13 protein-coding genes are annotated in these 21,355 nt (G+C 71.7%); 5 read left to right on the forward strand and 8 right to left on the reverse strand.

Going from position 1 to position 21,355, the window contains the following annotated elements:
* Positions 1-48: 48 nt before the first annotated feature.
* From ACIRVH_RS06225 to ACIRVH_RS06235, 3 genes are all read right to left on the reverse strand, one after another.
* Positions 49-1,194 (reverse strand): serine hydrolase domain-containing protein, encoded by a 1,146-nt coding sequence (locus ACIRVH_RS06225; RefSeq protein ID WP_403948608.1) that lies wholly within the window; start codon positions 1,192-1,194, stop codon positions 49-51.
* Between the two features lie 78 nt (positions 1,195-1,272).
* The gene (locus tag ACIRVH_RS06230) at positions 1,273-1,497 is read right to left on the reverse strand and encodes a hypothetical protein (protein WP_403948610.1); all 225 of its coding nucleotides are present in this window, start codon (positions 1,495-1,497) and stop codon (positions 1,273-1,275) included.
* Positions 1,498-1,600: 103 nt separating this feature from the next.
* A complete protein-coding gene (locus tag ACIRVH_RS06235; protein ID WP_403948611.1) occupies positions 1,601-3,028 on the reverse strand; it encodes an MFS transporter in 1,428 nt (475 codons plus the stop codon).
* Between the two features lie 101 nt (positions 3,029-3,129).
* Here ACIRVH_RS06235 and ACIRVH_RS06240 point away from each other — a divergent pair, with 101 nt between their 5' ends.
* Positions 3,130-4,014, forward strand: coding sequence for a helix-turn-helix transcriptional regulator (locus ACIRVH_RS06240; protein ID WP_403948613.1), 885 nt, complete (start codon positions 3,130-3,132; stop codon positions 4,012-4,014).
* 4 nt (positions 4,015-4,018) lie between these two features.
* Here the strand turns inward: ACIRVH_RS06240 and ACIRVH_RS06245 are convergent, their stop codons facing one another.
* Complete coding sequence (locus ACIRVH_RS06245; protein ID WP_403948615.1) at positions 4,019-5,470, reverse strand: MFS transporter; 1,452 nt, start codon at positions 5,468-5,470, stop codon at positions 4,019-4,021.
* A gap of 170 nt (positions 5,471-5,640) precedes the next feature.
* Here ACIRVH_RS06245 and dusB point away from each other — a divergent pair, with 170 nt between their 5' ends.
* The gene (gene dusB, locus ACIRVH_RS06250; RefSeq protein ID WP_403948616.1) at positions 5,641-6,774 is read left to right on the forward strand and encodes a tRNA dihydrouridine synthase DusB; all 1,134 of its coding nucleotides are present in this window, start codon (positions 5,641-5,643) and stop codon (positions 6,772-6,774) included.
* Positions 6,775-6,788: 14 nt separating this feature from the next.
* Here dusB and ACIRVH_RS06255 read toward each other — a convergent pair whose 3' ends face one another.
* The 3 genes from ACIRVH_RS06255 to ACIRVH_RS06265 all read right to left on the reverse strand — a co-directional run bounded on the left by ACIRVH_RS06255 (position 6,789) and on the right by ACIRVH_RS06265 (position 12,567).
* Entirely contained in the window at positions 6,789-8,405 is a 1,617-nt protein-coding gene (locus tag ACIRVH_RS06255) for a sulfatase-like hydrolase/transferase (RefSeq protein WP_403948775.1), read from the reverse strand.
* 743 nt (positions 8,406-9,148) lie between these two features.
* Positions 9,149-11,086, reverse strand: coding sequence for a glycogen debranching N-terminal domain-containing protein (locus tag ACIRVH_RS06260; protein ID WP_403948618.1), 1,938 nt, complete (start codon positions 11,084-11,086; stop codon positions 9,149-9,151).
* Entirely contained in the window at positions 11,083-12,567 is a 1,485-nt protein-coding gene (locus ACIRVH_RS06265; RefSeq protein WP_403948620.1) for an MGH1-like glycoside hydrolase domain-containing protein, read from the reverse strand. Before ACIRVH_RS06265 ends, ACIRVH_RS06260 begins: the two co-directional genes overlap by 4 nt.
* Before the next feature lie 120 nt (positions 12,568-12,687).
* Here ACIRVH_RS06265 and ACIRVH_RS06270 point away from each other — a divergent pair, with 120 nt between their 5' ends.
* The 3 genes from ACIRVH_RS06270 to ACIRVH_RS06280 all read left to right on the forward strand — a co-directional run bounded on the left by ACIRVH_RS06270 (position 12,688) and on the right by ACIRVH_RS06280 (position 20,369).
* Positions 12,688-13,917 (forward strand): ROK family protein, encoded by a 1,230-nt coding sequence (locus tag ACIRVH_RS06270; protein WP_403948622.1) that lies wholly within the window; start codon positions 12,688-12,690, stop codon positions 13,915-13,917.
* Positions 13,918-14,334: 417 nt separating this feature from the next.
* Positions 14,335-17,055: a pyruvate, phosphate dikinase gene (gene ppdK / locus ACIRVH_RS06275; RefSeq protein WP_403948624.1), complete on the forward strand. Its 2,721-nt coding sequence runs from the start codon at positions 14,335-14,337 to the stop codon at positions 17,053-17,055.
* A 542-nt stretch (positions 17,056-17,597) separates the two neighbouring features.
* Positions 17,598-20,369, forward strand: coding sequence for a tetratricopeptide repeat protein (locus ACIRVH_RS06280; RefSeq protein ID WP_403948625.1), 2,772 nt, complete (start codon positions 17,598-17,600; stop codon positions 20,367-20,369).
* Between the two features lie 392 nt (positions 20,370-20,761).
* On the opposite strand, the gene ACIRVH_RS06285 is transcribed toward ACIRVH_RS06280, so the two are convergent.
* Positions 20,762-21,295, reverse strand: coding sequence for a DUF4232 domain-containing protein (locus ACIRVH_RS06285; protein WP_403948627.1), 534 nt, complete (start codon positions 21,293-21,295; stop codon positions 20,762-20,764).
* Positions 21,296-21,355: the final 60 nt, after the last annotated feature.

Here is a 21,355-nt window from a genome sequence, read left to right on the forward strand (position 1 = left end):
GAACTCCCCCAACCGGAGGCCCCTCGTTCCCCACACGGACGACAGGGCCTAGCCCCGCGCCGTGCACCTCCAGAAGTCCCGCATCAGCGGTGTCGGTGTCGGGTCGGCCATGCCCACCTGGGTCAGCAGCAGCGTGATCGTGCCGGTGGCGGGGACGAGGTGGGCCGTGGTCCCGGTGCCGCCGACCCAGCCGTAGCGGCCGGGCACGTTCCAGCGGTCGCCCGGAGTGACGTCGACCTGGCCGCCGTAGCCCCAGCCCTGGCCCTCCAGGAAGAGCCGGCCGATCTCCCGCTGGCCGGCGCTGAGGTGGTTGCTCGTCATCCGGCTCACCGCGGTGGGCGACAGCAGCCGCCGGCCGTTCGCCTCACCGGCACCCAGCAGCATGCGGGCGAAGGCCAGGTAGTCGTCGGCCGTCGAGGCGAGACCCCCGCCGCCGGACGGGAAGGCGGGCATCCGGCTCCACTCGCCGTCCGGGGTGTCCGCGACCTCCAGGGCACCGCCGGTGCCCCGCCGGTAGTACGTGGTGAACCGATTACGTTTGTCCGCGGGCACCTCGAACGCCGTGTCCGTCATGCCGAGCGGCTCGAAGACGCGCTCGGACAGGAACTCCGGGAGGCCACGGCCCGACACCCGCGCGATCAGCACCCCCTGCAGATCGGAACAGGTGCCGTACAGCCAGGCCTCGCCCGGCTGGTACAGCAGCGGCACCCGGGCCAGGGCGGCCAGCCAGGCGTCCGGGGCCGGGTAGGCCTGCGGGGCGCGGCTGTCCTGCTGGACCTCGAACAGCGCCCGCACCGCCGGCAGGGTGAAGTCGGAGGGGAAGCCCCAGCCCGCCCGGGAGGAGAGCAGATCCTCGACGGTGATCGGCCGGGCTGCCGGCACCAGGTCGTCCGGCGGGCTCGCGGGCGTCCGCACGGCCATCGGCTTCGCCAGCTCCGGCAGCCACTCGTCCACCGGATCGTCGAGACCGATCCGGCCGTCCTCGACCAGCATCAGCACCGCCGCCGCGGTCACCGGCTTGGTGATCGAGGCGATCCGGAAGAGGGAGTCCCGGGCCATCGGGGTCGCACCGCCGACGTCCGCGTGGCCGACGGCCACCACCTCGACCTCGTCCCCGCGGGCGACCAGGGCCACCGCGCCGGGCACGGTCCCGTCGTCCACGTACCGGCGCAGGGTGTCGTGCAGTGCGGTCATGGCCCTCGGCCCTCCGGTCGGCAGTCGTCGTTCGTACGACTCCTGCCGCCGCCGGAAGTCATCGCCCGTGCCCGGCCGTCAGCGGGACGGCTGCCCGGTGCCCGCCGGGTCCACCGTCGCCTGATGGGCCTCGGCCAGATGCTCCTCCGCCTTCAGCCAGGGCAGGAACTGGGCGCTCTTGCGCCAGCCGCAGGTGTCGCATCTGATCGTGCGCTGCACACCCGTGCGCTGCACCCGGACCACATGCTCCCGGCCGTGCTGGTCCCAGCGGCTGACCTTGCTCGTGCTGTTGTCCTGCGGCATGACGCCTCCCCGCGTCCGGCACACCTCGACGGCAGGAAGTGTGCAGCAGGACCAACATCGACAGGGAGACGTTCACGGCGAGTTGGCCAAGCCGTGTCCCGGCTCAGCCGACCGTGCGGGGCAGCCGCAGGCTGAGCAGACCGGTCAGGACGATCCCGGCCAGCTGCACCAGCAGGGTGATGACCAGCGCGTCCCGCATGCCCTGGTGCGGCACGAGGGTGAGGAAGAGGGTGCCCAGGGTGGCCACGCCCAGGGCGAGCGCGGACTGCTGGGTGGTCACCATCACACCGCTGCCGACGCCCGCCCGGGCTGGCGGCATCTCGGACATCACGATCCGCATCAGGTTGGGGAGTTGGAGCGCCTGCCCGGCCCCGGCCACGGCCGCGCCCGGCAGCAGCGAGCCGAAGTCCAGGTGCGGCCAGTCCCGCCAGGCGGCCAGGACGATCAGCAGCACGCCCACGCCCTGCACGACGGCGCCGGCGGTGACCACCCGGGTGCCGAACCGGGCGATGAGGCGAGGCCCGGCGAGCGAGACGAACAGGAACACCACGGCCATCGGCGCGAGCGCGAGCCCCGCCTGCACCGGCCCGAGCCCGGCTCCCTGCTGCAGCGCCAGGGCGATGACGAACATGAACCCGCTGAACCCGATCGAGAACGGCAGCATCAGCACCAGCCCCCGCCGCAGCGACGCCAGCGCGAACAGGCTCGGCGGCACCAGCGGGGTCCGCCCCTGCCGGTCCGCCCGCCGCTCCACCGCGTAGAACGCGGCCGCGGCGAGCGGGAACGCGGCCAGCGACAGCCACGTCCACAGCGGCCAGCCCGCCGCGCGTCCCTCGGTGAGCGGAGCCAGCAGCGTCAGCAGGGACACCGCGAGCAGGACGGTGCCGGGCCCGTCGACGGGCTCCGGGCGCTGTGACCGGGTCTCCGGTACGAACCGCACGGCCAGCACCAGCCCCAGCAGCACCACCGGCACGTTGACGAGGAAGATCGACCGCCATCCGCTCCCGGCGATGTCCGCGGCGACCAGCACGCCACCGAGGATCTGCCCCGCCACCATCGACAGCCCGGCGGTGGCGCCGTACAGACTCATGGCCCTGGCCCGCCGGCCACCGCTCGTGGCGGACTGGATGGTGGCGAGCACCTGCGGCAGCATGGCCGCCGCCGACGCGCCCTGCGCGACCCGCGCCGCGACCAGGCTCCAGGCCCCCGGGGCCAGCCCGCACGCCAGCGAGGTCAGCCCGAAGGCGGCCATACCCCCGAGGAACAGCCGCCGCCGCCCGAACAGGTCCCCGAGCCGCCCGCCGAGCACGAGCAGCACGGCGTAGGCGACCCCGTACCCGGCCACGACCAGTTCGAGCACGGACTCGCCCGCGGCGAGATCGGCACCGATGGTGGGCAGGGCGACATTGACGATGAAGAAGTCGACCAGCGGCAGCGCCGCGGCCAGCAGAACGGTGAACAGCCCCGGCCCGCTCAGCACGGGGGATTCCGCCCGGGCACGGACGGCGGTGGTCGTGACGGTCTCTGTCATGCCTCCGAGCCTGCGCGCGCCCTCAGACTGGTACCAGAGTCTTCTTGTCCTGGTACAAGAACCACCTGGAAACAGTTTCCGCGCGGCGGCACCCTGGAGGTATGACCACGATGGCCCAGGAGACCACCGCCCCGGTGACACGGGGTTCGGAGATCCGCCGGCACGAGCTGGCCGCCTTTCTGCGCAGCAGGCGTGAGCGCATCGCGCCCGAGCAGGTCGGGCTGCCCCGCGGCACCCGGCGCCGCACCCCCGGTCTGCGCCGGGAGGAGGTCGCCCAGCTCTCCGCGGTCGGCGTCACCTGGTACACCTGGCTGGAGCAGGCCCGCGACATCCAGGTCTCCGTACAGGTCCTGGACGCCCTGGCCCGCACCCTGATGCTGGACGCCAGTGAGCGCGCCCACCTCTTCCAGCTGGCCGGCGCCACCGACCCGACCCCCGCCGCGAGCTGCCCCAGCGTCACCCCGGCCCTGCGCGAGGTGCTCCGCGCGCTGGAGCCGATCCCGGCCTGCGTGCAGAACAGCCGCTACGACATCCTCGCCTACAACCGCACCTACGCCCGTCTGTTGGGCGACCTGGACGCGATCCCGCCCGAGGACCGCAACTGCATGCTCCTCGTGCACACCAACAGCGACTGGCGCGCGGCCATCGTGCACCTGGAGGACACCCAGCGCCTGATGGCGGCCCGCCTGCGCGCCGCCATGGCCGGCCACCTCGGCGAGCCCGCCTGGAAGATGCTCCTCAAGCGCCTGGAGACGGAGTCCCCCGAGTTCCGCGAGAACTGGGAGCGCTACGAGGTGGTGGGCAGCCGCACCAAGATCAAGGAGTTCCTCAACCCGTACGTGGGCCACCTGACCCTGGAGCACACGGATCTGTGGCTCGGGCCTGAGGCAGGAGCCCGGATGGTGACGTACAGCCCTCACAACGAGGTGACCCGAGAGCGCCTGGAGAAGCTGCACGAAACAGCAAAGGGGAGCGGACCCGCCTGAGGGGCTAGGCGCGCTCAGAGGCCCCCACGACCTGTCGCACCTCGGCCGAGGACAACGTCTCAGCCGTACGCTCGGCCGTCCGCCGAGCCCACCGCCCACTGCTGACCAGGCCGAGCACCAGCACGGCCGATCCACAAGCCGTCAGAATCCACCAGCCGGGCTGAGCCGCAGACACGAACATGTCCTTGTACGACGACGAGCCGATCCCCGCGGCGAGGACCGCTCCCACTATCGCCACGCCCAGCGTCTGGCCCAACTGCCGGCTGGTGGAGGCAACCGCAGCCGCGACCCCCGCCTGAGCCCGGGGCATCCCCGACACCGCCGTGTTGGTGATCGGCGCGTTCACGAACCCGAACCCGATCCCGAACAGCACGTACCCGGCGAGCAGCGTGACGTCGGACGTCTCCGCATCGAACGCGGCGAACAGCACCCCGCTCGCGGTCATCGCGGCGCCGGCGACCAGCAACGGCAACCGTGGCCCCCGGCTGCCCACCAGCCGTCCGGACAGCGGTGCGCACAGGAACGTCGGCCCGGCCAGCGGCAGCATCCACAGGCCCGCGTGCAGGGCGTCGAGGCCGCGCACGTTCTGCAGGTACAGCGTGGACAGGAACAGGAAGCCGCCCAGCGCGGCGAAGGCGCTGATCGCGATCACGGTGGCCCCGCTGAACGGAGCGGAGCGGAAGAAGCGCAGATCGATGAGGGGTTCGGCGCGCCGGGGCTCGTACCGGAGCAGTGCCAGCAGCGCGGCACAGGCCACCGCGGCGAAGGGGAGGACCGTGCCGGGACCGGAGTCCGGTGCCTCGATGATCGCGTACGTCAGCGAGCCGAACAGGGCGATCACCAGCACCTGGCCGACCGGGTCGGGGCGGCGGGCCCTGGGCGCGCGGGACTCGGGGACGAAACGCAGGGTGAGCAGCAGGGCCGCCAGGCCGACCGGGAGGTTGACCCAGAAGATCGAGCGCCAGCCGACCGACTCCACCAGCAGGCCGCCGGCGATCGGTCCGGCCGCCATGGAGATGCCGACCACGCCGCCCCAGACGCCGATCGCGCGGGCGCGTTCGCGTGCGTCGGTGAAGGTGTTGGTGATGATCGACATGGCGACCGGGTTGAGCATCGAGCCGCCGACCGCCTGGACCATGCGGAAGGCGACCAGCAGCTCCAGGCTCGGCGCGAGCGAGCACAGCAGGGAGCCGATCGAGAAGACGACCAGGCCCGCCATGAAGACCTTCCGGCGGCCGATCCGGTCGGCCGTGGAGCCTGCGAGCATCAGCAGCGACGCCAGCACCAGCGTGTAGGCGTCGATCGTCCACTGCAGGCCGGAGGTGGGGGCGTCCAGGTCCCGCTGCAGCGAGGGCAGCGCCACGTTCAGGACGGTGTTGTCGAGGCTCACGATCAGCAGGCTCATGCAGCAGATCGCGAGGACGAGCAGGCGTCGGCGGTGGCTGAGCTCGGGCATGTGCCTCATCGTACGCCGATTTCGATAGTGCGTCTAACTAATGAGTGTTACATGATCATGGCGATTATGGCGAGGGCGGAGGGGGTGGCTCCGGCGGCTCGCTGAGCTGTCCGGCGGGTGAGGGACAATGGACCCTTGTCTGCTGTCGTAGCCCGTCCCGGAGCCGTCTGATGACCCACCCGCTCACCATCGGCCCGCACGCCGTCGTGCCGCCCGTCGTGCTCGCACCCATGGCGGGCATCACCAACGCGCCCTTCCGCACGCTGTGCCGGGAGTTCAGCGGTGGCAAGGGGCTGTTCGTCAGCGAGATGATCACGACCCGGGCGCTGGTCGAGCGCAACGAGAAGACCATGCAGCTGATCCACTTCGACGCGACCGAGACGCCGCGCTCGATCCAGCTGTACGGCGTCGACCCGGCGACCGTCGGCAAGGCCGTCCGCATGATCGCGGAGGAGGGCCTCGCCGACCACATCGACCTGAACTTCGGCTGCCCGGTCCCGAAGGTGACGCGCAAGGGCGGCGGCTCGGCCCTCCCCTACAAGCGCAACCTGCTGCGCGCGATCCTGCGCGAGGCGGTCTCCGGCGCGGGCGACCTCCCGGTCACGATGAAGATGCGCAAAGGCATCGACGACGACCACATCACCTACCTCGACGCCGGCCGCATCGCCGTCGAGGAGGGGGTCACGGCGATCGCGCTGCACGGTCGTACGGCCGCCCAGCACTACGGCGGCACGGCCGACTGGGACGCCATCGCCCGCCTGAAGGAGCACGTCCCGGAGATCCCGGTGCTCGGCAACGGCGACATCTGGTCGGCGGAGGACGCGCTGCGGATGGTGCGGGAGACCGGCTGCGACGGCGTGGTCGTCGGGCGCGGCTGCCTGGGCCGGCCCTGGCTCTTCTCCGACCTGGTGGCCGCGTTCGAAGGCCGTACGGAAGCCATCGCACGGCCCACGCTCCGTGAGGTGGCCGACATCATGGTCCGGCACGCCACCCTCCTCGGCGAGTGGATCGGCGACGAGTCGAAGGGCGTCGTCGACTTCCGCAAGCACGTGGCCTGGTACCTGAAGGGCTTCGCGGTCGGCTCCGAGATGCGCAAACGCCTCGCGATCACTTCCTCGTTGGAGGAGCTGCGGGCCGGGCTGGACGAGCTGGACCTCGACCAGCCCTGGCCGACCGGCGCGGACGGCCCCCGCGGCCGCACGTCCGGCAACAACCGAGTGGTGCTGCCGGACGGCTGGCTGAAGGACCCCTACGACTGCGCGGGCATCAGCGAGGACGCCGAGCTGGACACCTCGGGCGGCTGACCCCGGGGCTGTGCTCAGCCCTTCTTCGGGTGCGGAGTCGAGCCGTACGCCGTCAGGAAGCGGTCGCGGAACGCGCTCATCTTCCAGACCGGGGCGCTGTGCGCGGGGCGCAGGCCGTCCGTCCAGCCCCAGCCGGCGGTCTTGTCCAGGACCTTCGGGTCCTTGGCGACGATCGAGACGGGCACGTCACGGCTGGCGTGGTTGCCGCTGACCCGGGCGATCGGCTGGTGGTCGCCGAGGAAGACGAGCACGGTGTCGTCGGTGCCGTAGCGCTCCAGCCACTCGGTCAGCGCGGTCACCGAGTACTGGATCGACTTGCCGTACTCCTGGCGGGACTTGGTGGTGTCGGCGATGACGTCCGCCGGCTTGTTGCCCGCCGCCTGGATGCCCTTGAAGATCGAGCCGTCGCCCAGCTGGTCCCAGCCGACCATCTTCGGGATCGGCGCCCACGGCTGGTGGCTGGAGGTCAGGATGAGCAGCGACATCCGCGACTTGCCGTCGGCGGCCTTCTTGCTGTGCACCCGCTCCTGGTACTGCTGGAGTGCGTACTGGTCCGGCATGGTCGACCAGCTGAACTTCGGGCCCTTGTAGCCCAGCTGGAAGGCGTTGTAGACCTTGTCGAGGCCGTACCACTTCTGCTCCGGCCAGCCCTTCTGCACGCCCGGCATCACGCCGACCGTGTCGAACGCGCCGGTCTTCTTGAAGGCGTCGGTGAGGCTCATGTGGTCGCTGGCCATGACGGTGCGGTAGCGCTGCTGGTTGCTGATCCACAGGCCCGACATGGTGGTGGAGTGCCCGAGCCAGCTGCTGCCGCCGTACGTCGCCGAGGTCAGCCAGCCGCTCTTGGCGTGGAAGCCGGCCTTGGCCAGGGCCTTGGTCCGCACGTCCAGCGTGCTGTCGACGCCGGGCGCCATGATCGGGTCCTCGATGGCGCTGCGGCCGTAGCTCTCGATGAACGTGAAGATCATGTCCTTGCCGCGCAGGTCGGGCACGAGCTGGGAGCCGGGGGTGTTGCCGAAGGCGTCCACCTTGGCCACCTTCTGGAACTCCGCCTCGTCCCGCAGGGTGTCCGCCACTCGGTGGGCCTGGATCTTCAGGCCGCTGGCGGTGCGGTCGGAGGCGATCGGCACACCGGAGATCTGCAGGCCGAGCGAGGAGCAGGTGATCCAGACGACGCCCGCGATCAGCGTGCCGCGAGTCGCGGTGCCGGTGTGCCGGGCGAGGAGGTTGGCCAGCCGGACCGTGGACAGCGCCAGCAGCACGAACAGCAGCAGGATCACCGCGATCAGACCGGCGGTGGCGGCGAGGGTGGCCGTGCGGCCCAGCGAGTCCTCCAGGTACGACTGCGCGTCGCCGAGCAGGCTCCAGTCGAGGACGAGGTTGAAGCTGCGGCCCAGGTACTGGTTGAACCCCATGTCGAGCAGGTTCAGCACGGTCATCGCGCCGAGCGCGACCCCGGACACGGCGGCCAGCACGATCCGGGGCCGGCGCGGCAGAGCGAGCATCAGCGCGGCGCCGATGACGGCCTCTCCGGGTATGCGCAGGAACTTCTCGGGCCCGAGGTGGACGACGCTGTTGGGCATCACGAGCGCGGCGACGACGAGGAGCGTGGCCAGCACGTTGACGCTCACGGAGAGGACCTGCGCGGCGGTCGGGTGCGCCTCCCGCCAGCGCCGCGTCCGCGAGGACCAGAAGGCCTGATTGCGCCGGGTGGGGCGAGGGGTGGCTTCTTCGGCGGGCTCCTCGGGTGCTTCCGCGAGGGGTTCCGGGGTGGGTTCCGCGGGCGCTTCCGCGAGGGTTTCCGCGGTGGGCTTCATGGGGGTTTCCGCCGGGGGTTTCTCGGCGGTTTCCTCGACAGTTCCCTCGGGTGCTTCCGCGGTGGGTTCCGCCGGGGTGGCCGCGGTGGGTTTCTCGACGGGTTCCTCGGGTGCTTCCGCGGTGGGTTCCGTCGGGGTGGCCGCGGTGGGTTCCTCGGCGATTTCCCCGGAGGCTTCCTCGGGCGCTTCCGCGGCTATGGAGTCCGCGACCTCGGCCGCCGGCGCGGCTTCTTCGGGGATGGCTTCCGCGGCCTCCGTGGAGCCGGCGGCTTTCGCCGCCGGCGTTCGCTCCTCGTCCCGTTCGTCGAGGACAGCCTCGGCTCCCCCTGCCGTACCCGATGACTGGCGCGTGCTCGTGTGCTGAGGCAACCCGGAGGTCCTTCCGTGCGAGACCCGTGACGGAGTCGGCGGGCCACGCTGGGGAGGCTGGACAGGGCCGGATGAACCCCGGCCCGCCTGGCCCGCCGCCATCCGGTACGGCCCGCCCGAGTCCGCTGTTCACGGCCCTCGGCAAACACCGGGCAAACGCCCGGTCAAAGTCCCTTCTCCTGCCGCGACTAGGCCCCTCCGACCGCGGTGAGCAGCGCGAGCGGCGCCGCCGCCGAGCGGGATTCGCGGATGCACGCGTGCGGGTAGGGGACGGGCTCGGGATGGGTGTCGCGGCCGTAGCCCGCCAGCACCTCCGGCAGCCGGTGTCCGGCGGCCGTCGCCGCGTCGACCAGGGCGTGCGCCACCGTACGGGCCTCGTCGTGCAGGCCGTACCGGGCCAGGCCCAGCGTGATCAGCGCGTTGTCGTGCGGCCAGACCGAGCCCCGGTGGTACGAGAGGGGGTGGTACGCCGGCTGGCCGGAGGCGAGGGTGCGGACGCCCCAGCCCGAGAAGAAGTCCGGCTCCAGCAGCCGCCGGCCGACGACCTCGCCGTACTCCTTGTCCAACAGCCCCGACCACAGCAGATGCCCCGCGTCCGACGCCAGCGCGTCGACCTGGTGGCCCTCCCCGTCCAGCGCGAGCGCCGGGAAGGACAGCTCCTCCATCCAGAAGTCCCGCTGGAAGCGGTCCCGGAGGTCGGCGGCCGCCTGTTCCAGCAGCGCGGCGTACGTCTCGTCGGCCCATGCCGTGCGCGCCACCCACGCCGTGCGGCGCAGCGCGTCGTACGCGTAGCCCTGGGCGCCCGCCGCCATCACCGCGCCGGTGGGCCGGGTGCCGTCGGACCAGCAGATCGCGCCGGGGGAGTCCTTCCAGTTCTGGTTGGCGAGGCCGCCCTCGTCGGCGCGGTAGACGAGATAGCCGCGCGAGGTCAGCCCGCCGTGGTCCAGCATCCAGCCGATCGCCGCGCGGGCGTGCGGTTCGAGGCGGCGGGCCAGGACGGCGTCCCCGGTCTGTTCGACGTACGCCCCGAGCAGGATCAGGAACAGCGGGGTCGCGTCGACCGAGCCGTAGTACCGCCCGAACGGCACCTGACCGAAGTGCGCCAGCTCGCCGTGCCGCACCTCGTGCACGATCTTGCCGGGCTGGGCGACCCTGGACACCCCGGTCCCGGTCGCCTGGGTGGCGGCCAGCGCGGGGAGTGTGGCCGCGGCCAGCTGAGGGCGGTACTGCAGGGTGAACAGGGCGGTGAGCAGGGCGTCCCGGCCGAGCAGGGTGAGGAACCAGGGGGCGCCCGCCGCCGGGACGCGCAGCTCCTCGCCGTCCGGTCCGGTCGCCGGGACCTGCAGCGCGGCCAGGTCGGACAGGCCGCGGGCACAGGCCGCCGCCAGCTCCGGCCAGCCGGTCGGGAAGGCCACGCCCTCCACGAACCTCTCCTCCAGCGCGAGGACCTGCTCGTTCACCGACGCGGGGGAGCGCGGCACACGCAGGGCCCGCTTGTCGCCGTGCGGGCGGGCCATCACGCGCAGCACCAGCTCGGTCGTGCCGTGGGGTTCCAGGTCCAGGGTCCACACCAGGCGGCGGGCGCCGGTGCCGGTCTCCTCGACGGCGTCGGGCGCGGGCTCGGCCGTGATGGTCGTACAGGACCGCCATTCGGCCCGCCGGTAGGTGAACTCGATGCCGTCGTCGAGGACGTGGCGGGAGCGTACGGCGCCGGCCTTGACGTAGGTGCGGTGGTCGGAGCGCAGCTCGAACTGGTCGGTGAAGTCGGCGTCGGCGGTGATGGCGAGCCGGACGGTGGTGGGTGCGGGGCGGTTGCTGGTCACCCGGAGGGACTCGACGAACGAGCTGTCGCCGACGGCCTGTTCACGGAAGAGGGTGTGTGCGGGCGGCTCCTGCCGGCCGCCGCGCGGCACCAGCACGCACCGGGTCGTGTCGCCGTCCGTGACCGGCGTGAGCACCTCGGGCACCGCGCCGTCGACGGTGAGCTGCCAGCGGCTGAGGTGCCGGGCGTCCCGTACGAATAACCCGTCCGGGGCGCCGCCGCCCCGCACTCCGCTGATGTCGCCCCGGTCGCCCACGGCGGCGAACGTCGCCCCGTGCACGAGCAGATGATGCCGGTCCGTCATGCCCGGTCCCCTCCCTTGTCACTTCTGTCGAACGTGCCGGGGCCCGTGGGGGACACGCCGTGTCCCACGGGTTGGTGGAGCAGGTCGAGTGTGAGTGCGGCGGTCCAGCCGAAGCCGGTCGCGCCGCATGCCTCGCCGGTGTACGGGTCGACGTACTCGGCGAAGTCGGTGGCTCCGGCGAGGCTCAGCATCGCCTCCCGCAGCGCGTCGGCCCGCTCCCGGTCGCCGTGTGTGCGCAGCCCGCGCTCCAGCAGCCAGCTCGTGTTGAACCACGCTGGGCCGCGCCAGTACCGGTGCGGGTCGAAGGCCTCGCCGAGGAGGTCGTAGCTCGGCACCAGCCTGGTGTCGGTACCGAGCCCGAAGTGCGGGCCGCCGAGGGTACGGACGAGGGCCGCGACCACATCGCGCGGAAGGCCGGGGAGGAGGAGCGGGACGAGGCCGGACACGCTGCGCTCGGGAACCAGCCCGCCGCCCCGCAGGTCCCGGCAGAGGAACATCCCGCTCGCCGGATCCCACAGCCGGTCGACCAGGGCCGCCGTCAGCCGTTCGGCGCGCGCCCGGCGGGCGGTGCCGGGCGCGCCCAGTTCCCCGGCGATCCGCGCCAGCGCGTGCTCGGAGGCGATGAGGAGGGCGTTGAACGCCGGGTCCTCGACGGCGAATTCGCCCGCCCGTAGCCCACCGGCGCCCTCGACCGAGGCCCTGCGGGCCGCCCCCTCGTCCGCCCCGTCGGCGTATCCGGCGTCCCGGTAGTCCGTGGCCAGCCGCACGTACCGCCCGTAGTCCAGATCCGTCGGCCGGTCCTCGGCCGCGCCGTGGTCGAGGTCGGCGCGGCGGAAGGAGCGGGCCGGGGCCGGGGTGACGCGGGCGAGCGGGGCGTCCCAGCAGGGGCTGTTGTCCATACCCTGTTCCCAGGGGTGCACGACGGACACCAGACCGCCCCCGCCCAGGTCCCGCCGGTGCAGCAGGTACCGGTGCCAGGCGGCCAGCCGCGGATACACCCCCGAGAGGAAGCCGCGCGCCTGCGACAGGCCGGGGTCGGCGCAGTGCACCAGCCAGGCCGCCAGCGCATGCACCGGTGGTTGCACGATGCCGGAGGTCTGTACGGTGCGCGGGGCGCCCGCAGCACGTCCCGCGGTCGAGGAGCGCCAGAAGTCGGGGCTCGGGAAGTACGCGTCGAGCGGTACGGAGGGGTTGAAGACGATGTGCGGGACGCGCCCGTCACCCCACTGGGCCGCCAGCAGCGTCTCCAGCTCCGTCTGCGCCCGCAGCGGTGAGACGTGCCTGAGGCCGATCGCGATGAACGCCGAGTCCCACGACCACTGGTGCGGATACAGGCTCCGGGAGGGCACGGTCGAGCTGCCCGTCCAGTTCGCCTCCAGCACCCCGGCCGCCCTGACGTGCAGGGACGTGTACGCGGTCGGCGGATCGTATGCGATCTCGCGCTCCGTGACACGGGCAGTGAGCTGGGCAGTGCGATCCACTCGGGGCTCCCCGAAGACGTCCGGCCGACCGGGTTTGGTTGTGGCTACCGCAGGGTTACGTCTATTTAACACGCAAAACTCAATATGTAAGGCAAACTTGAGAAACACAAGGGGGTGTGCATGACCGGACGGCCCGGCAGAACCGGCAAGGCCACGAGGGGCAGCAGTCAGGCCAGCGCCGGCGATCTGCTCGCATTGGTGCGCAGCGGGCGAGCCGTGACCCGCGGCGCGCTCCAGCAGGCCACCGGACTCTCCCGTGCCACCGTCGGCCAGCGCCTCGACCGGCTGTTCCGGGCCGGCTGGCTGCGCGAGGGTGCCGGCGGCCCGGTCGAGTCCCCGCTCGGCGGGCGCCCCTCCATCACCCTGGAGTTCGACGACGCCCACGCGGTCGTGCTCGCCGCCGACCTCGACACCCGGCACGCCCGGGCGGCCGTCCTCACCCTGACCGGCGAGATCCTCGCCGAACACTCCGGCACCCTGGCCGTCGAGGACGGACCCGAGGTCGTACTGGGCGAACTCGGCCGCTGGTTCGGCGAGTTGCTGATCAAGGCGGGGCACCGGGCGGAAGAGGTGTGCGGCATAGGGCTCGCGGTGCCCGGGCCGGTGGACAGCGAGACCGGCCGGGTGGTGCAGCCGCCGATCATGCCGGGCTGGGACGGCTACGACATACGGGGCCGCCTCTCCCGCGCCTTCACCGAGCACACCGGAGCCCCCGCGGTGCCGGTCCTGGTGGACAACGATGCCAATCTCATGGCCTACGGCGAACAGCGCACCGGACACCCCGACTGCTCGGCGTTCGTGCTGGTCAAGGTGTCCACGGGTATCGGCGCCGGAGTCGTGGTCGACGGCTCGATCTTCCGGGGCGTCGACGGCGGGGCGGGCGACATCGGGCACATCCGGGTGGGCGCCGAGGCGCTGTGCCGGTGCGGTTCGTACGGCTGTCTCGCCGCCGTCGCCAGCGGCGGCGCCGTGGCCCGGCGGCTGGCCGAGTCCGGGGTGCCGGCCGCGTCCGGCTCGGACGTGCGGGACCTGCTGGCCTCCGGGCACCCGGAGGCGGCCGCGCTGGCCCGGGAGGCCGGGCGCCGGGTCGGGGACGTGCTGGCGACGGTCGTGACCCTGCTCAATCCGGGCGTCCTGATGATCGCCGGGGATCTGGCCGGAACCCCCTTCCTCACCGGTGTCCGGGAGCTGCTCTACCAGCGGGCGCTGCCCCGCTCCACGGCCCACCTGGACGTCGTGACGTCCCGGCTGGGCGAGCGGGCCGGGCTGCTGGGGGCCGGGGCGCTGGTCGTGGAGCATCTGTACGCGCCGGAGCGGGTGGAGGCGCGGCTCCTCGCACTGGGCGTGTGACGTGTGCGTTTCCGTCTGTTTCCGGTCTCAGGAGCCGTCCGCATGGTGAAATCAGGTCTCCTGTGGCAGCGTGATTCTCGCCACCCTTGATAAGGGTTGCGCTCAGATGAGCGGATCTTGGGCGACTGCACTTCTCCAAGGGGTGGCACTCGGTGCCACCCCTTGATCGTTCATCGATCGAAATCAGATGTGCTGGTGGTGCGCTCATCTGAGCGGAAAAGTGGCCCTGCAGGCCCTGTTGCCTTCAAGAAGTGAAAACATCAGCCGCGCTCAGCTTGTCAAGCTTTGACTTTCGATCCGCTGGCGGACGACTGGTTACAGGCCCATGACGCACAAGTGGACGTACCCAGACGCCTTCGATCTGGGTATGTTCCTCGCCGTCAGGGCAGCCACCGCGGCCTCAAGGAGTCGAGACCCGTGTCGGAAAACAAAGAACCCCAGGTAGCGAAGTTCGTTTACGACTTCACCGAGGGCAACAAGGACCTCAAGGACCTCCTCGGCGGCAAGGGTGCCAACCTCGCCGAGATGACCAACCTGGGTCTTCCGGTCCCTCCCGGCTTCACCATCACCACGGAGGCCTGCAAGGTCTACCTGGAGAGCGGTGCGGAGCCCGCGGCACTGCGTGACGAGGTGAGTGCGCACCTCGACGCCCTCGAACAGAACATGGGCAAGAAGCTCGGCCAGGCCGACAACCCGCTGCTGGTCTCCGTCCGCTCCGGCGCGAAGTTCTCCATGCCCGGCATGATGGACACCGTCCTGAACATCGGCCTCTCCGACAAGTCGGTGCAGGGCCTGGCCAAGCAGGCCGGCGACGACCGGTTCGCGTGGGACTCCTACCGCCGTCTCATCCAGATGTTCGGCAAGACCGTCCTCGACGTCGACGGCGAGCTCTTCGAGGAGGCCCTCGAGGCGGCCAAGGCGGCCAAGAAGGTCACCGTGGACACGGACCTCGAAGCGGCCGACCTGAAGAAGCTGGTCACCAAGTTCAAGAAGATCGTCAAGACCGAGGCCGGCCGGGACTTCCCGCAGGACCCGCGCGAGCAGATGGACCTCGCCATCGAGGCGGTCTTCAACTCGTGGAACACCGACCGCGCCAAGCTGTACCGCCGCCAGGAGCGCATCCCCGGTGACCTGGGCACCGCGGTGAACGTCTGCTCCATGGTCTTCGGCAACCTCGGCCCCGACTCCGGCACCGGCGTCGCCTTCACCCGCGACCCCGCCTCGGGCCACCAGGGCGTCTACGGCGACTACCTCCAGAACGCCCAGGGCGAGGACGTGGTCGCTGGCATCCGCAACACGGTCCCGCTCGCGGAGCTGGAGTCGATCGACAAGAAGTCGTACGACCAGCTCATGCAGATCATGGAGACCCTGGAGAACCACTACAAGGATCTCTGCGACATCGAGTTCACCATCGAGCGCGGACAGCTCTGGATGCTCCAGACCCGAGTCGGCAAGCGCACCGCCGGTGCCGCCTTCCGCATCGCCACCCAGCTGGTGGACCAGGGCCTGATCGACGAGACCGAGGCGCTCCAGCGCGTCACCGGCGCCCAGCTGGCGCAGCTGATGTTCCCGCGCTTCGACGAGCACGCCAAGGCCGAGCAGGTCGGCCGGGGCATCGCGGCCTCGCCGGGCGCCGCGGTCGGCAAGGCGGTCTTCGACTCGTACACCGCCGTGAAGTGGTCCCGCTCGGGCGAGAAGGTCATCCTGGTCCGCCGGGAGACCAACCCCGACGACCTCGACGGCATGATCGCGGCCGAGGGCATCCTGACCTCCCGCGGCGGCAAGACCTCCCACGCGGCCGTCGTCGCGCGCGGCATGGGCAAGACCTGTGTCTGCGGCGCCGAGGAGCTGGAGGTCGACACCAAGCGCCGCCGTATGACGGTCCCCGGCGGTCACGTCGTGGAGGAAGGCGACCTGATCTCCATCGACGGGTCCAGCGGCAAGGTGTACCTCGGTGAGGTCCCGGTGGTCCCGTCCCCCGTGGTGGAGTACTTCGAGGGCCGGATGCACCCGGGCGCCGACGACGCCGACGAGCTGGTCGAGGCCGTGCACCGCATGATGGCCTTCGCCGACCGCAAGCGCCGCCTGCGGGTGCGCGCCAACGCGGACAACGCCGAGGACGCGCTGCGCGCCCGTCGCTTCGGCGCCCAGGGCATCGGCCTGTGCCGCACCGAGCACATGTTCCTCGGTGAGCGCCGCGAGATGGTCGAGAGGCTGATCCTCGCGGACACCGAGGAGGTGCGCGAGGCCGCTCTGCGGGAGCTGCTGCCCCTGCAGAAGAAGGACTTCGTCGAGCTGTTCGAGGCGATGGACGGCCTGCCCGTGACCATCCGCCTGCTCGACCCGCCGCTGCACGAGTTCCTGCCCGACATCACGGAGCTGTCGGTCCGTGTGGCCCTGGCCGAGTCCCGCCAGGAGCCGCACGAGAACGAGCTGCGCCTGCTCCAGGCGGTCCACCGTCTGCACGAGCAGAACCCGATGCTGGGCCTGCGCGGCGTCCGCCTGGGCCTGGTCATCCCCGGCCTGTTCACGATGCAGGTCCGTGCCATCGCCGAGGCCGCGGCCGAGCGCAAGAACGGCAAGGGCGACCCGCGCGCCGAGATCATGATCCCGCTCGTCGGCACGGTCCAGGAGCTGGAGATCGTCCGCGACGAGGCCGACCAGGTCATCGCCGAGGTCGAGGCGGCCACCGGCACCCAGCTGAAGCTGGCGATCGGCACCATGATCGAACTGCCGCGAGCGGCCCTCACGGCCGGCCAGATCGCGGAGGCGGCGGAGTTCTTCTCCTTCGGCACGAACGACCTGACCCAGACGGTGTGGGGCTTCAGCCGCGACGACGTGGAGGCCTCGTTCTTCACGGCCTACCTGGAGAAGGGCATCTTCGGCGTCAGCCCCTTCGAGACGATCGACAAGGACGGCGTCGGCTCCCTGGTGAAGGCGGCGGCGAAGGCGGGCCGTGAGACCCGTCCCGACCTGAAGCTCGGCGTCTGCGGCGAGCACGGCGGCGACCCCGAGTCGGTCCACTTCTTCCACGAGGTCGGCCTGGACTACGTCTCCTGCTCCCCGTTCCGCATCCCGGTCGCCCGCCTGGAGGCAGGCCGCGCGGCCACCCAGTCGGAGGGCAGCGACCACCGCTGACCTCCGCCGGAGGCCCGGCCCCAGCGCCCGGCCTCCCCCGACCCCGGAGCCGCCGTCGGTCCCCGACCCTCAGACCGATCGGCGGCGGCTCCGGCGCACGAAAAAGGAGGGGCGCCACCCTGTGCGGGGGTGGCGCCCCTCTCGCGTGACGTCGTTGTGCCCTCGGTGTGCCCTCCCGGAGCCGGCCGGGTCCTGCCGCGCCGACGGTCGGCGGCCGCGCCCTCATGGCTGTTGGCGGTCGCTGTTGGTCGCCTTCGGACGGCTCGGAGACGGCCCAGCTGACGCAGCCGGCAGATCTACAGCGGGCTCAGGCCGCTATCCGTGACCTGCAGGTTGCATCTGCGTGCCGCTGCTCGGGGACGCCTGGGGGGAATCAGCGTCTGCTCCAGGTCTGCCCTGTGTCGTGAAGAGCCGGTGGCGGGGGTGGGTGCGCGGGTACGGTCGGGGTGCTGGATCCGACCGGGTTCGAGGGGGTTTTGGTGGCGGGCGGGGAGGCGCGGTACGGCGCTGAGGGCGGGGACCACGTCGATTTCCGTGATGGTTTGTTCAGAGGTCCGGTCACGGGCAAGGTCGACAACCATCACTACTACGGGGCCCGGCGGCCTGCGGCCGGGTGGCCGCATCAGGTGGGGGTGATCCCGCCGCAGGCGGGCTGTTTCCAGACCCGCGCGGAAGTGGTCCGGCTGCGGAAAGCCCTCACGGGCGGACGGGCCGCGGTCCTGGTGGGGCAGGACACGGTGCACGGTCAGGTGCTGGCCGGGATGGGCGGGGTGGGCAAGACCCAGCTGGCCGCCGACTACGCCCGCACCGCCTTGCAGACCGGTGAACTGGACCTCCTGGTGTGGATCACCGCGAGCAATGCGACCGCGGCCGCCTCCGGGTATGCGCAGGCCGCGGTGGAGATCCTGGGCGCCGACCCGGCGGACCGGGAGACGGCCGCGCGCGCGTTCCTGGCCTGGCTGGAACCCAAGGCGAACGCCACGCCGTGCCGGTGGTTGGTCGTGCTCGACGACGTCACCGACCCGGCCGACCTGAACGGGTTGTGGCCGCCGGCCGGGCCGCACGGCCGGACCATGGTCACCACCCGCCGTCAGGATGCCGCCCTGGCGGGCCGTTTGATCAAGGTCGGGCTGTTTACCGAGGCCGAGTCCCTCGCCTACCTCACCGCCGTGCTGGGCGCCCGTGAGCGCCGTGAGCCCGACGAACAGCTCACCGCGCTCGCCCAGGATTTAGGGCACCTGCCGCTCGCACTGTCGCAAGCCGCTGCCTACCTCATCGACGCCGGCATCGGGGCCGCCGCCTACCGGGCTCGACTGGCCGACCGTGCCACCCTGCTCACCGACGCCGCTCCCGAGGTCCTGCCCGACGGCCAGGCCCAGACCGCGGCGGCAGCCTGGTCGCTGTCCGTGGACCGTGCCGACACCCTGCGCCCGGTGGGCCTGGCCCGCCCGATGCTCCAGCTCGCCGCGTTCCTCAGCCCCAACGGCATCCCCGAAACCGTTCTTACCAGCGCTCCCGCCCTCGCCCACCTGACCCGGCACGGCGCCGAAGAGCAGGACAGGACTCCCGTGTCCGTCACTGCGGACGAGGCGGTCGGTGCGCTGCGGGCGCTGGATCGGCTCAGCCTCATCGACCACACCCCCGCCACCCCGCACCAGGCCGTCCGTGTCCACCAGCTCATCCAGCGCGCCACCCGTGACACGCTCACCCCCGACCAGCACGACCAACTGGCCCGCACCACCGCCAATGCCCTCCGGGCCGCCTGGCCCGTCATCGAACGCGACACCGAACTCGCCCAGGCCCTGCGCGCCAATGCCACCACCCTCACCCGCACCGCCGAAGATGCCCTGTACCGGCCAAACGCACATGTGGTGCTGTACCGGGCCGGACGAAGCCTCGGCGAATCCGGCCAGGTCACCGCCGCCACAGCACACTTCCAACGCCTGACCGAAACCACCGGCCACCGCCTCGGCCCCGACCATCCCCACACCCTGACCGCCCGCAGTAACCTCGCCCGGTGGCGGGGGGAGGCGGGGGACGCGGCCGGTGCCGCAGCCGCGTTCGAGCAGCTGCTGGCCGACGAAGTTCGGGTGCAGGGTGAGGACCATCCCCACACCCTGACCACCCGCAGCCACCTCGCCCGATGGCGGGGGGAGGCGGGGGACGCGGCCGGTGCCGCAGCCGCGTACGAGCAGGTGCTGGCCGACCAAGTTCGGGTGCAGGGTGAGGACCATCCCCACACCCTGACCACCCGCAACAACCTCGCACAGTGGCGGGGGATGGCGGGGGACGCGGCCGGTGCCGCAGCCGCGTTCGAGCAGGTGCTGGCCGACCAAGTTCGGGTGCAGGGTGAGGACCATCCCCACACCCTGACCGCCCGCCACAACCTCGCCTGCTGGCGAGGGAGGTCGGGAGACGTGGCCGGTGCCGCAGCCGCGTTCGAGCAGCTGCTGGCCGACCGAGTTCGGGTGCTGGGTGAGGACCATCCCGACACCCTGGCCACTCGCAGCCACGTCGCCCGGTGGCGGGGGGAGGCGGGGGACGCGGCCGGTGCCGCAGCCGCGTACGAGCAGCTGCTGGCCGACCGGCTGCGAGTGCAGGGTGAGGACCACCCCCACACCCTGACCACCCGCAACAACCTCGCCCGGTGGCGGGGGGAGACAGGAGATACGGCCGGTGCCGCAGCCGCGTTCGAGCAGGTGCTGGCCGACCGGCTGCGGGTGCTGGGTGAGGACCACCCCCACACCCTGACCACCCGCCACGAGCTCGCCTACTGGTGGGGGGCGGCGGGAGACGCGGCTGGTGCGGCAGCCGCGTTCGAGCAGGTGCTGGCCGACCGAGTTCGGGTGCTGGGTGAGGACCATCCCGACACCCTGACCACCCGCGGCCACCTCGCCCGGTGGCGGGGGGAGGCGGGGGACGTGGCCGGTGCCGCAGCCGCGTACGAGGAGCTGCTGGCCGACCGAGTTCGGGTGCTGGGTGAGGACCACCCCGCCACGCTGGGCACCCGCCACAACCTCGCCCGGTGGCGGGGGAAGGCGGGGGACGCGGCCGGTGCCGCAGCCGCGTACGAGGAGCTGCTGGCCGGCCGAGTTCGGGTGCTGGGTGAGGACCACCCCGCCACGCTGGGCACCCGCCACAACCTCGCCCGGTGGCGGGGGAGGTCGGGGGACGTGGCCGGCGCCGCAGCCGCGTACGAGGAGCTGCTGGCCGACCGAGTCCGGGTGCTGGGTGAGGACCACCCCCACACCCTGACCACCCGTGACAACCTCGCCTACTGGCGGGGGAAGGCGGGAAAGGCCCCCCGCGCCTGAAGGCCGGCGGGATCCGACGCCGTCCCCGAGCCTGACGGGCTGGTCGCATGGGTTGCGGGGCATTGGCGTACGCCTACGGTCCCCTTGCCCCCGACGGATGCCGCTCCTCACCATGGACTACGACGGTTTTCAAGAGCGTTACGGCATCGCCCTGAATCCGTCCTCTGATCTGCAGCAATGCCACAATCGGTCTACCGAATCCGTACGTTGGCCCACGGATGGCCCACGGCGCGGACATCGAGCCCAACGGGGACCGCGGTTCAAGGACTTTCGGCTTCCACGGCGAAGTGAGTGGCTTGCTGACCTCCACGTATGGGAGACGGCTGACTTCCCAGCTCAGGAAGTCAGCCGTACACCCTGTGCGGGGGGCTCCGGTGTTCCCGACGGCACTGTCAGAAGGTGCCGTCGTTGTTGACCGGGCCGACCTGGAAGGTGCCGGAGCAGATGGTCCAGCGAGCCGGCACCAGAACCGCGGTGTGCGAGGCCGGCGGGTAGATCCGCAGGTAGGAGGCGGTGCGCAGGCAGGGCCCGCCGACGGGGCCGTTGGTGGTGCGGATCACCGCGCCGGTGGAGTGGGCGGGGGTGAGCGTCACCGTCGAGTAGGACTCGCCGGTGCGGGTGGCGGCGGGTCCGATCTGCCGGTGTGCGGTGTCCAGGGCGCTGACGCCCGGGTAGCCGCGCAGCGCGCACTTGGTGGTGCTGGTGTTGGTGAACCGGATGGTCCAGTAGAGAGAACCGGCCGCACCCTCCTTGCGGCCCATGGAGAGGTAGAGATCGCTCGCGGAGCAGGTACGGACCCCGGCCGACGCCTGCGCCGCCGTCGAGGTCACGCCCCAGGCGGCCCCGCCGGCCGTGAGCCCGGCGAGCGCCGTGGTCAGCAGGGCGACCGTGCCGCGACGGGACAAGTGGTGAGAGAACAGAGACATGGCGCATCCGCCTCCATCGGGTGAATGGGTGGATGAAGGTCATGGTGTTGGATGCACCCT

The organism is Streptomyces sp. NPDC101165 (assembly GCF_044768135.1).
Classification (GTDB): Bacteria; Actinomycetota; Actinomycetes; order Streptomycetales; family Streptomycetaceae; genus Streptomyces.

Excerpts from the sequence above, each read along its gene's own strand:
- ACIRVH_RS06240 (WP_403948613.1), top strand. The coding sequence starts at position 3,130 with ATGACCACGATGGCCCAGGAGACCACCGCCCCGGTGACACGGGGTTCG.
- ACIRVH_RS06235 (WP_403948611.1), bottom strand. The coding sequence starts at position 3,028 with ATGACAGAGACCGTCACGACCACCGCCGTCCGTGCCCGGGCGGAATCC.
- ACIRVH_RS06285 (WP_403948627.1), bottom strand. The coding sequence starts at position 21,295 with ATGTCTCTGTTCTCTCACCACTTGTCCCGTCGCGGCACGGTCGCCCTG.
- ACIRVH_RS06270 (WP_403948622.1), top strand. The coding sequence starts at position 12,688 with ATGACCGGACGGCCCGGCAGAACCGGCAAGGCCACGAGGGGCAGCAGT.
- ACIRVH_RS06225 (WP_403948608.1), bottom strand. The coding sequence starts at position 1,194 with ATGACCGCACTGCACGACACCCTGCGCCGGTACGTGGACGACGGGACC.
- dusB (WP_403948616.1), top strand. The coding sequence starts at position 5,641 with ATGACCCACCCGCTCACCATCGGCCCGCACGCCGTCGTGCCGCCCGTC.
- ACIRVH_RS06260 (WP_403948618.1), bottom strand. The coding sequence starts at position 11,086 with ATGACGGACCGGCATCATCTGCTCGTGCACGGGGCGACGTTCGCCGCC.
- ACIRVH_RS06245 (WP_403948615.1), bottom strand. The coding sequence starts at position 5,470 with ATGCCCGAGCTCAGCCACCGCCGACGCCTGCTCGTCCTCGCGATCTGC.
- ACIRVH_RS06230 (WP_403948610.1), bottom strand. The coding sequence starts at position 1,497 with ATGCCGCAGGACAACAGCACGAGCAAGGTCAGCCGCTGGGACCAGCAC.